This is a genomic window from Mesorhizobium sp. M8A.F.Ca.ET.057.01.1.1 (assembly GCF_003952565.1).
Taxonomy (GTDB): domain Bacteria; phylum Pseudomonadota; class Alphaproteobacteria; order Rhizobiales; family Rhizobiaceae; genus Mesorhizobium.
In genome coordinates this window covers 2,513,289-2,523,316 of record NZ_CP034454.1, presented here as the reverse complement: position 1 = coordinate 2,523,316, position 10,028 = coordinate 2,513,289, and the positions used below count along the sequence as shown (strand labels likewise).

The following is a 10,028-nucleotide window of genomic DNA, read 5'->3' as shown; positions in this document are numbered from 1 at the left end:
CCAAAACACGGCATTACGAAGATTTAATGTGCACTGCACAATAGCTGTGCAGCCGGCTATCGTTTAGGGCCGAAGGCCCGATTGGCCCCGAAAATAGCCTCCGAAAGGGCGGAGCGGGCCGTAGCCTAGCGTAGCATCGGCCAAAGCGTCGCCGCCAGCAGCACGCCCATGGCGATGTTGAACCATTTCAGCCGCATCGGGTCGGACAGGAAACCGCGCAGTGCCGTGCCGAACCCCGCCCACACCGAGACGCTGGGAAAATTGACCACGGTGAAGACCACGCCAATCAGAATGACGGACAGGAACGGCCGCTCCGGATTGGTGTAGACGGCCATCGCGGTGATGGCCATCACCCAAGCCTTGGGGTTGACCCCATTGGAAAGCCGCTGCATCGACGAAGCGCATCGGCCGCGTATTCGTCTCACCCTTGCCGCTGAGCGAGCGCGACATGGCGATCTTCCAGGCCAAGTAGAGTAGATAGACGGCACCGGCGATCTTCAGCCCGGTGTGCAATGCCGGAAACGCGGTCAGCACCGCGCCCAGGCCGAAGCCGACGGCGAGCAACAGGACGAGAAAGCCGATGCTGATGCCAAGCATGTGCGGCACTGTCCTGGCGATGCCGAAATTGACGCCCGAAGCCAGCAGCATGAGGTTGTTTGGCCCCGGCGTGATCGAGGTCACGAAGGCGTAGACAAGCAGGGCGAGGAATGCGTCGAGGGACATGATATCCTCCCAGATACGTCAGTACTCTTGTCTCTTTCCGACGGCTGCACAAAGGCCAGTGCCGGCCGTTGGTCACGCCGGTCCTACATTCGTGGAAGATTCGGCTGAGTTAAGTCGGCCTACATGCCCTGCGGGCCGCGGTTCATCGCCGCCACGCCTGTGCGGCAGATTTCGACCAGGCCGAGCGGCTTCATGATGGCGATGAACTGGTCCAGCTTGGAGCCCTTGCCGGTGATCTCGAAGATGAAATGCTCGGTATTGGCGTCGATGACGCTGGCGCGGAAAGCGTCGGCGAGTCTCAGCGCCTCGACCCGGGCCTCCCCGGTGCCGGCAACCTTGACCAGCGCCAGTTCCCGCTCCAGCGGCCGCTCCTGGCCGAGCTCGTGCGAGCGCACGGTCAGATCGACCACGCGGTGCACCGGCACGATGCGCTCGAGCTGATGCTTGATCTGCTCCATCACGTGCGGCGTGCCGCGCGTCACGATGGTGATGCGCGACAGATGCTTCTCATGCTCGGTCTCGGAGACGGTCAAGCTTTCGATGTTGTAGCCGCGGCCCGAAAACAGGCCGATGACCCGGGCGAGCACGCCCGGCTCATTGTCGACCAGCACCGATAGCGTGTGCGTTTCCGGCTTTTCCGTTTCCTTGGCGATGAAATAGGCCGAGCCGGTGGGTTGTAGCTGTGCGTTCATGACATGAATCTCGATTTAAGACTTTTGCGCTAATTCTCTGTTCGTGAACGGCTTTTCTAGACCAGTTCCCTGCCCTTGGCGTCGATAGCGTTGGCCACCGCTTCATCCGTCGCCTCGTCGGGCAACAGCATCTCGTTATGCGCCTTGCCCGAAGGGATCATCGGGAAGCAGTTGGCGAGCGTCGCCACGCGGCAGTCGAACAGCACCGGCTTCCTGACCGAGATCATCTCCTTGATGGCGTCGTCCAACTCGTCCGGTTTGTCGCAACGAATGCCATGGCCACCATAGGCCTCGGCCAGCTTGACGAAGTCCGGCATCGCCTCGGTGTAGGAATGCGACAGCCGGTTGCCGTGCAGCAGCTGCTGCCACTGCCGCACCATGCCCATATACTGGTTGTTGAGGATGAAGATCTTGATCGGCGCGTCATACTGCACCGCCGCACTCATCTCCTGCATCGTCATCTGCACCGAGGCGTCGCCGGCGATATCGACCACCAGCGCGTTCGGATGCGCGATCTGCACGCCGAGCGCGGCCGGCAGGCCGTAGCCCATCGTGCCCAGGCCACCCGATGTCATCCAGCGGTTCGGCTTGTCGAAATGATAGTGCTGCGCCGCCCACATCTGGTGCTGGCCGACCTCGGTGGTGATGTAGGTGTCCATGTCCTTGGTCAGCGCGTAAAGCCGCTGGATGGCGTATTGCGGCATGATCACGTCGTTGTTCATCTTATAGGCGAGTGAATCGCGCGCCCGCCACTTGGCGATCTGCTCCCACCAGGGATAGAGCGCCTTCTTGTCGGCCTTGGCGCTCGCTCGCCACAGTCGCACCAGATCCTCCAGCACCCGGCCGACATCACCAATGATCGGCACGTCGGTGTGGACGTTCTTGTTGATCGAGGATGGATCGATGTCGATGTGGATCTTCTTCGAATTCGGCGAAAACGCGGTCAGCCGGCCGGTGATCCGGTCGTCGAAGCGCGCGCCGATGCAGATCATCACGTCGCAATCATGCATCGCCATGTTGGCTTCATAGGTGCCGTGCATGCCGAGCATGCCCAACCAGTTCTTGCCCGAGGCCGGATATGCGCCGAGCCCCATCAGCGTCGAGGTAATCGGGAAGCCGGTGAGGTCGACCAGTTCGCGCAGCAGGTGGCTCGCTTCCGGACCGGAATTGATGACGCCGCCGCCCGAATAGATGATCGGCTTCTTGGCGCTCGCCATCAGTTCGACCGCGGCCTTGATCTTCTCCAAGTCGCCCTGGACCTTCGGCTGGTAGCTGGTGCGCGGTGCGATCTGCGGCGGGACATAAAAGCCCTTGGCGAACTGCACGTCCTTCGGGATGTCGACCACGACCGGACCGGGACGGCCGGTCGTGGCGACATGGAAGGCCTCGTGGATGGTCGCGGCGAGATCGTTGACGTCCTTCACAAGCCAGTTGTGTTTGGTGCAGGGCCGCGTGATGCCGACAGTATCGCATTCCTGGAACGCGTCTGAACCGATGAGCGAGGTCGGCACCTGCCCCGTTAGACAGACCAGCGGGATCGAGTCCATCAGCGCGTCCTGCAACGGCGTCACCGCATTGGTGGCGCCGGGGCCCGATGTCACCAGCATGACGCCGGCCTTGCCGGTCGACCGCGCATAGCCCTCGGCCGCGTGGCCGGCGCCCTGCTCGTGGCGCACGAGAATATGTTCGACCTCGTCCTGCTGGAAGATCTCGTCGTAGATCGGGAGAACCGCGCCGCCCGGATAGCCGAAGACATGCTTGACGCCATTGTCCTTCAGCGCCTGCACCACCATTTCGGCGCCCGTCATTTCCCTGCTGCTTGGCATTTCGCGCCGCTCACTCTGTCCGTTGCTCATCGGTCTGGTCCCGTACTGTCGCCGCTTGGGCGTTGCCATTTGGGTGTTATCGGTCGTTTAGTCGTGTTTCAGGCAATAAAAAAGGCCCCCGAGGGAGCCTGTGTGGTGCGCATGGGAGGTTTTCGCCCGGCGGTTACACCGCCTTGCCCACGCGCCTTCCTACGAGAATGAGTGCCGTTTTCATGGTGGCGGACCATAAAGGCGAACTCGCGGGGTCGTCAATGGGGTACGGCACGAATTCACTCAGCCGTGAGATCGGCTCCACTACGCGCGCTACCATAGTACAGTTGAGCCTATCCCATCGACACACCACTATGCCGGGCTGACGATGTCCCTGGGAGGAGACGCGTTGCCGGCGAGGTAGGGAGTCCTGGCCGGTCGCTTGCTGTTCCAGTGGAAGCCTGGACAAGGCGTTCTTGGAACCCGACAACTGGAGGAGAAACCATGCTCGAGAGAACACCCACGACGAAGGCGCAGGCGCTGCTCGACAAGTTTGGCAAGGCGCTGGAGACCGGCGACATCGACGCGGCGGTCAACTGTTTCCAGGCGGATTGCTACTGGCGCGACCTCGTCACCTTCACCTGGAACCTGAGGACGATGGAGGGCCAAGGCCAGGTGCGCGACATGCTGACGGCAACCCTGGCGGAGACCCGGCCGAGCGACTGGAAAGTGGCCGAAGGCGAGGAGGCGACCGAGGCGGACGGCGTCACCACCGCCTGGATCACCTTCGAGACCGAGGTGGCGCGCGGCTACGGCCTGGTGCGGTTCAAGGGCGAGCTGATCTGGACCTTGCTCACCACAATGGCCGAACTCAAGGGCCATGAGGAGAAGGCGGGTTTCACCCGGCCGCTCGGCGCCAAGCACGGCCACGGCAAGGACAGGAAATCGTGGCGCGAGGAGCGGGACGATGAACTCGCCGAACTCGGCCGCAGCAGGCAGCCTTATGTCGTGATCATCGGCGGCGGCCAGGGCGGCATTGCGCTCGGCGCGCGCCTGCGCCAGCTCGGCGTTTCAGCCATCATCGTCGAGAAGAACGAGCGCCCCGGCGATTCCTGGCGCAAGCGCTACAAGTCGCTCTGCCTGCACGATCCGGTCTGGTACGACCATCTGCCCTATATCGACTTCCCCAAGAACTGGCCGGTCTTCGCGCCAAAGGACAAGATCGGCGACTGGCTCGAGATGTACACCAAGGTGATGGAGCTGAATTACTGGTCCTCTACGTCGGCGAAATCCGCCAAATACGACGAGAAGGCCAAGGAATGGACCGTCGTCGTCGAACGCGACGGCGAAGAGATCGTGCTCAAGCCCAAGCAATTGGTGCTTGCCACCGGCATGTCCGGCAAGGCGAACTGGCCGAAATACAAGGGCCAGGATATCTTCAAGGGCGAGCAGCAGCATTCCTCGACCCATCCCGGCCCAGACAAATACCGCGGCAAGAAGGTCGTGGTCATCGGCTCCAACAATTCCGCTCACGACATCTGCGCGGCTCTGTGGGAGGGTGGCGCGGACGTCACCATGGTGCAGCGTTCCTCCACGCACATCGTCAAGTCCGACACGCTGATGGATATCGGGCTGGGCTCGCTCTATTCGGAGCAGGCGGTCGAGAACGGCATGACGACACGCAAGGCCGACCTGATCTTCGCCTCCCTGCCCTACCGCATCCTGCACGAATTCCAGATCCCGCTTTACCAGCAGATGAAGGAACGCGACGCCAAGTTCTACGCGGACCTGGAAAAGGCCGGCTTCCTGCTCGACTGGGGCGATGACGGCTCGGGCCTCTTCATGAAATACCTGCGCCGCGGTTCGGGATACTACATCGATGTCGGCGCCTGCGACCTCGTCATCGACGGTTCGATCAAGCTCAAGAGCGGACCAGGTGCCGCGGTGGAAGAGCTGACGCGAACCGGCGTCAAATTCGCCGACGGCACCGAATTACCGGCCGATCTCGTAATCTACGCCACCGGCTACGGCTCGATGAACGGCTGGGCGGCGGACCTCATCTCGCAGGAGGTGGCGGACAAGGTCGGCAAGGTCTGGGGCCTTGGCTCCGACACCGCCAAGGACCCCGGCCCCTGGGAAGGCGAGCAGCGCAACATGTGGAAGCCGACCCAGCAAGAGGCGCTGTGGTTCCATGGCGGCAACCTCCATCAGTCGCGCCACTATTCGCAATATCTGGCGCTGCAGCTGAAAGCCCGGCAGGTTGGCTTGCCGACCCCGGTCTACGGGCTGCAGGAGGTCCATCACAAGGGATAGTCCGCTTCCTCCGCATCAAGGCGGGCCTGCCCGGCTCGGCGACATCGACCGAAACGGGGCGCCCGCCGGGCTCGCCGCTTGGGGCGGCCGGCGATGGCGTGAAAACGCCTTCGCTGGCCAAACGCTCGCGGCAGGTCTCCAGCCGGTATGCGGCGACCGCGTTTTCGCCGTCGAAGCGGAAACACATGGGCTGTCTCCTCGCGGTGACTCCTTCTGTCAGGGCCGATTGGCGAAGTCGTGCACGACGCGCTGCAGCAACGGCACATAGTCGCGAAACGCCCGCGTCCGCATATTGGCGACCTTGCCGCCCTCGTCCCAGATGCGAACCCGCACCGCTTCCTCATGGAACGGGTTCTCGCGGAACTCGGCGACTTCATCGGCACTCATTGGCCCGCCCTGCAGCGACAGCGTATGAACCGAAGCGGGCGACAGCCTTGAGAAGTAGGTCGGGTCCGTGGCGCAGAGATAGCGTTTGGCGGCGACGTGCAGCCGGACGCATTCGACGATGACCGGCGGAAAGAACGGCGCCAGCACCTCGCCGCCGGCCTCGTCATGGTGCTTGTCCTCGACATCGTCGGGCGAATAGGTGCCGAACTCGCTGGTATAGTGGCCGATGTCATGCAGCAGCGCGGCCGCCACCAGAACCTCGGGCGCTCCATCCTGCTCAGCCAGCCAAGCACCCTGCAACATATGCTCGGACATCGTCACCGGCTCGCCGAGATAGGATTCCGCGCCCCGGCGCTCGAAAATGTCGGCGATGAACTCGACGATGGTGTCCGCGTTCAGATCCTGGCCGCTCATTCCGCGGCCTCCTTGAAGCCGTGTTCGATCGCCGCGAGCGTCGACAACAGGCCGTCCTTGTCCGCATAGCATCCCTGCAGCCAGCGCTTGCCGGTGCCGGAAAACGCCTTGCGGGCATGCATGACGCGGGTGTTGTCGACGATGAAGGCCTGGCCGGGTTCGAGCTTGAAGGTCACTTCGAAGGATGGATCCTCGATCAGTTCGGCGAAGCGGCGGTAGGCGCCATAGTAGCGATCCATGTCGGCGAACGGCACATCCACGGTCGGCGCCAGCGAGCGGTTGTTGAAGCGGATGCAGATCAGTTCGCCGTCGGGTCCAAGCTCGATCATCGGCCGTTTGGACTGCAGCCGCACGCCGGATGACCCTGCATATTCGAACCGCGCCGCATGGGAGCTCAAGAGCCGAAAACCTTCGGGGTGTTCCGCCTGCAGGGCTGCGGCGACGGCAAAACCGTCGACGACGCTCGATTCGCCGCCCTCCACCGTGTTCTCGATGCAGGACAGGATCTGCAGTGTCGGTACCGGATCGCGATAGGGATTGTCGGTATGCGCCTGCAGGCCGAGATTGGTGTAGGCGAGGTTGTTCGGATTGACCTCGGCGCGCACTTCGAACCAGCGCCCGTAATTGGTCTCCCTGATATAGCCGAACAGGTCGGATACCTTGCACAGCGCCCCGGATTCGGCCGGCAGCCCGTTCATCACCGCAAAGCCATAAGTCCTCACCGCCGAAAGCCATTCGCGCAGGACACCGCGGTCATGGAAGGCCGCCGGATAGCTGGCGCGCGGCACCGAGTTCTGCATCGTCGCCCTGGTCCAGCGCTGGATGACATCGCCTGTCCAACCGGGCTGGCGTGTCTCGTCGCGATCATAGGCGTTTGCACGCAGCCATTGGGCGGGAAAGCCGACCGTCTTTCCCTCCGGTTCGAAGCTGATTTCCAGCGCCCCGGCCTTGATGGAAGCAGCGCCGATTCTCGCGCCGGCGGGAATGTCGAGGATCGTGATCAGCCGCTGGCCATTGCCGGCGCTGCGCGTCTTGTCGTCGAGCGCATTGTCGCGCAGCCAGATGGCGTGAAAGCGGGTGCGCTTGCCGTCTGTCCAGCCAAGTTCGATTGTTCTGCCTTCGTCGCCAACCAGCGCGTGAGTAAGCATTGAGGTCCATCCCGTCCGCTACGCCCCCACGGCCCGATCCGCAGGGTCTCGATTGCATGTTGGTCACCCAACAGGCATAATTCAAATTATCATTTTTTGGCCAATGACCTCGATTGACTAATGGCTCGACGAACCATCCCCGCCTTGCCTCCACTCGATTGGCTGCGCAGTTTCGAGGCTGCGGCGCGGCTGTCCAATTTCACGGCGGCAGCGGCCGAACTCGGCCTGACACAGGCGGCGGTCAGCCAGCACATCCGGCTGCTCGAGGAACGGCTGAAGACGAGGCTGTTCTCGCGGCTGGCGCGTGGGGTGGCGCTGTCGCCGGAGGGTGCCGCCTACCTGCCCCACATCCAGTCCGCCTTCGCCACCATCGCCAACAGCACGGCCGAACTGTTCGAGCCACGCGCCGTCCAGACCGTCACCTTGCGCGTGCCGATCTCCTTTGCCCTGCTGATGCTCGTTCCTGTCCTGCCCGACTTGGCGAGCGCGCTGCCACGGCTCCAACTCGACATCGTGACGATCCATCGCCCGAGCGACTATGACCTGCCCGGCCCGGCACTCGACATCCGTTTCGGCAACGGCTCCTTTCCCGGCCGCGAAGCCGAGCGACTGACCGTCGAGCGGCTGGTGCCGGTCGCCGCCCCGGTGCTCGCTGACGACGCCGACTGGCCGTCCCTGCCGCTGCTTCTCGTCGCCGGGGCGCGTGAAATGTGGGCGGAATGGTTCACCGCCGCCGGCTTGGCCGGCCACTCCCTGCGTTCGCATCGTTTCGACAGCTTCGTCGCCGCGATGGAAGCGGCGAGTGCCGGTGCCGGCGTGCTGCTCGGCTCGCGGCCGCTGATCGATGCGGCCCTTGCCGGCGGAACGCTGGTCAGGCTTTCCGATTTCGAACTCACCAGCACATCGGGCCATTTCCTGACCCGGGCATCGGCAGTTCCCTTGACCAGTGGCGAGCAGGATTTCCGCCACTGGCTGCTAAAGCGCCTTGCCGGCCAGGCCCGGACCTGACTGGCGCGTTACCGCGAAGCTATGCCGATACGCTTCCAGTAGATCAGCGTGCCCGTCAGCCCGCCATGCGGTTTCAGCGCATAGTCAGGAATTTCGCCGGTGAGGGTGAAGCCGAGCTTTTCGTAGAGGCCTGAAGCACCCTCCTCCGTCGCCGTGTCCAGAACCAGCAGCGTGCGTCCCTTCTCCGCCGCGAGGCGTTCGGCGGCCCGCATCAGGCGTGTCCCCACACCCCTGCCCCGATACTCGACTGATGTCATCAGTTTGGCGATCTCGGCCCGATGCGGCTGGTTGGGCGGGCAGTCCAGCAGCAAGGTGACCGTGCCGACCAGAACCCCGCCGTCCCAGGCCCCGAGCACCATTCTTTCCCCTCGTGCCGCCGCGGCCAGCGACGTCTCCCAGAATGCCCTTGCCGTTTCCGCCGCCAGCGGATGCATGAAACTGACCGATCCGCCGGCGGCAACCGTTTCGACCAGCAGATCGGTCAGCATTGCGAGTGTTTTCTGGCTGGCGCTCAACGGCCCGATTTCGATGGTATTCATGCCTGGTCCTCTGGAAACGATTGCCGGGGTCGATGGCGCCGGCGTCAGTCGAGATGGCGCGCCCGCCGGCGCTTGCGCGCGGCCTTGATGGCGCTGATGCGTTCGGTGTCTTCTTCCCTGAGATGCCGCCCGCGCTCCAGGATTTCGAGCGTGTATTCCTCATAGGTCAGGCCCAGCCGCTCAGCCTTGTCCATGCGCATCAGCATCACGTCGCGGCTCGGCGCCTTCCACGCCTTGGCGTGCGCCGCCTGCCAGGCCAGGAAGATGTAAGGATCGCCCTTGCCCCATGGCGGCCCCTTGTACTCGTCAAGAGGCGGCCCCCCATTGTGGGAGCGCGTTGGCCGCCTTGCCATGACGTCAGCCCCTAACCAACGCGACGAGATAGTCGGCGCCCGGCTCCAGCGCATGGAAGGTGCAATCCGACGGCGCCCCGAGCGCCAGGCAGTCTCCGGGTTCGAGCCTGTGCACCTGATCACCTTCGGTGAATTCGAGTTTTCCCGCGACCAGCCAGATCTGCTGCTTGATGAAGGCGTAGGAGGCCGCGGGCAAGCTGACCTTCGCGCCTGCCGGCAGATGGACCTTGATCAGCTCGAGCGGCATGTCGCAGGCCGGCGACAAATGCCGCCTGACATAGCCTGTATCGGGGTCGCGCCACACCGGCTGGTCGGCCGCGCGCAGCAGCCCGCCGCCCTGCAGTTCCGCGCGCGCGATGAGAGTCGACAGCGTCATGCCGAAGGCCGCCGCGATGCGCACCAGAAGGGCGGCCGTCGGGCTGGTCATGCCGCGCTCGATCGTGCTCAGCATCGCCTTGGAAACGCCGGACCGTTCGGCGAGTTCGGCCAGCGACCAGTCCCGCATGATCCTCTCGGCGTGGATCCTCTTGCCGATGGTCGAGGAAATATCGTTCGCTATATCATCCATTCGTCCATTATAGCGAAACAACAAGACAGGTGAAGGGCCATCTCACGAGAATTTTCACCGGGTCCTTAAGCCTCTCTACACCATCCG

Annotated in this window: 9 protein-coding genes and 1 pseudogene; 2 read left to right on the top strand and 8 right to left on the bottom strand. The window is 63.5% G+C overall.

Translation table 11 applies throughout. The annotated features are described in order from the left end of the window. Window positions 1-125 precede the first annotated feature (125 nt). From EJ077_RS11695 to EJ077_RS11685, 3 genes and pseudogenes are all read right to left on the bottom strand, one after another. Window positions 126-723, bottom strand: a pseudogene (locus tag EJ077_RS11695) (LysE family translocator). Window positions 724-842: 119 nt separating this feature from the next. Beyond that, window positions 843-1,415: an acetolactate synthase small subunit gene (gene ilvN / locus EJ077_RS11690; protein ID WP_027051201.1), complete on the bottom strand. Its 573-nt coding sequence runs from the start codon at window positions 1,413-1,415 to the stop codon at window positions 843-845. Between the two features lie 56 nt (window positions 1,416-1,471). Continuing rightward, the gene (locus EJ077_RS11685) at window positions 1,472-3,223 is read right to left on the bottom strand and encodes an acetolactate synthase 3 large subunit (RefSeq protein ID WP_208702975.1); all 1,752 of its coding nucleotides are present in this window, start codon (window positions 3,221-3,223) and stop codon (window positions 1,472-1,474) included. Window positions 3,224-3,715: 492 nt separating this feature from the next. Here EJ077_RS11685 and EJ077_RS11680 point away from each other — a divergent pair, with 492 nt between their 5' ends. Next, a complete protein-coding gene (locus EJ077_RS11680; protein ID WP_208702104.1) occupies window positions 3,716-5,524 on the top strand; it encodes an NAD(P)/FAD-dependent oxidoreductase in 1,809 nt (602 codons plus the stop codon). 216 nt (window positions 5,525-5,740) lie between these two features. On the opposite strand, the gene EJ077_RS11675 is transcribed toward EJ077_RS11680, so the two are convergent. Both EJ077_RS11675 and EJ077_RS11670 read right to left on the bottom strand, forming a co-directional pair. Then, on the bottom strand, window positions 5,741-6,325 hold the full coding sequence (locus tag EJ077_RS11675) for an HD domain-containing protein (protein ID WP_135915645.1): 585 nt from the start codon (window positions 6,323-6,325) through the stop codon (window positions 5,741-5,743). Beyond that, window positions 6,322-7,473, bottom strand: a complete 1,152-nt coding sequence (locus EJ077_RS11670) for a gamma-butyrobetaine dioxygenase (protein ID WP_208702102.1) — start codon at window positions 7,471-7,473, stop codon at window positions 6,322-6,324. Before EJ077_RS11670 ends, EJ077_RS11675 begins: the two co-directional genes overlap by 4 nt. A gap of 120 nt (window positions 7,474-7,593) precedes the next feature. On the opposite strand from EJ077_RS11670, the gene EJ077_RS11665 reads away from it, so the two are divergent. Next, on the top strand, window positions 7,594-8,481 hold the full coding sequence (locus tag EJ077_RS11665) for a LysR family transcriptional regulator (protein ID WP_208702100.1): 888 nt from the start codon (window positions 7,594-7,596) through the stop codon (window positions 8,479-8,481). Between the two features lie 8 nt (window positions 8,482-8,489). Here the strand turns inward: EJ077_RS11665 and EJ077_RS11660 are convergent, their stop codons facing one another. The 3 genes from EJ077_RS11660 to EJ077_RS11650 are packed head-to-tail and all read right to left on the bottom strand — an operon-like array spanning window position 8,490 to window position 9,941. Further along, window positions 8,490-9,020 carry a GNAT family N-acetyltransferase gene (locus EJ077_RS11660; protein WP_208702098.1) on the bottom strand — a complete coding sequence of 177 codons (531 nt, stop codon included), beginning with the start codon at window positions 9,018-9,020 and terminating at the stop codon, window positions 8,490-8,492. Between the two features lie 44 nt (window positions 9,021-9,064). Continuing rightward, window positions 9,065-9,373, bottom strand: a complete 309-nt coding sequence (locus EJ077_RS11655; protein ID WP_208702096.1) for a hypothetical protein — start codon at window positions 9,371-9,373, stop codon at window positions 9,065-9,067. Between the two features lie 4 nt (window positions 9,374-9,377). Continuing rightward, window positions 9,378-9,941: a helix-turn-helix domain-containing protein gene (locus EJ077_RS11650; protein WP_208702094.1), complete on the bottom strand. Its 564-nt coding sequence runs from the start codon at window positions 9,939-9,941 to the stop codon at window positions 9,378-9,380. Window positions 9,942-10,028: the final 87 nt, after the last annotated feature.

Excerpts from the sequence above, each read along its gene's own strand:
- EJ077_RS11670 (WP_208702102.1), bottom strand. The coding sequence starts at position 7,473 with ATGCTTACTCACGCGCTGGTTGGCGACGAAGGCAGAACAATCGAACTT.
- EJ077_RS11650 (WP_208702094.1), bottom strand. The coding sequence starts at position 9,941 with ATGGATGATATAGCGAACGATATTTCCTCGACCATCGGCAAGAGGATC.
- EJ077_RS11680 (WP_208702104.1), top strand. The coding sequence starts at position 3,716 with ATGCTCGAGAGAACACCCACGACGAAGGCGCAGGCGCTGCTCGACAAG.
- ilvN (WP_027051201.1), bottom strand. The coding sequence starts at position 1,415 with ATGAACGCACAGCTACAACCCACCGGCTCGGCCTATTTCATCGCCAAG.
- EJ077_RS11675 (WP_135915645.1), bottom strand. The coding sequence starts at position 6,325 with ATGAGCGGCCAGGATCTGAACGCGGACACCATCGTCGAGTTCATCGCC.
- EJ077_RS11655 (WP_208702096.1), bottom strand. The coding sequence starts at position 9,373 with ATGGCAAGGCGGCCAACGCGCTCCCACAATGGGGGGCCGCCTCTTGAC.
- EJ077_RS11660 (WP_208702098.1), bottom strand. The coding sequence starts at position 9,020 with ATGAATACCATCGAAATCGGGCCGTTGAGCGCCAGCCAGAAAACACTC.
- EJ077_RS11685 (WP_208702975.1), bottom strand. The coding sequence starts at position 3,223 with ATGACGGGCGCCGAAATGGTGGTGCAGGCGCTGAAGGACAATGGCGTC.
- EJ077_RS11665 (WP_208702100.1), top strand. The coding sequence starts at position 7,594 with ATGGCTCGACGAACCATCCCCGCCTTGCCTCCACTCGATTGGCTGCGC.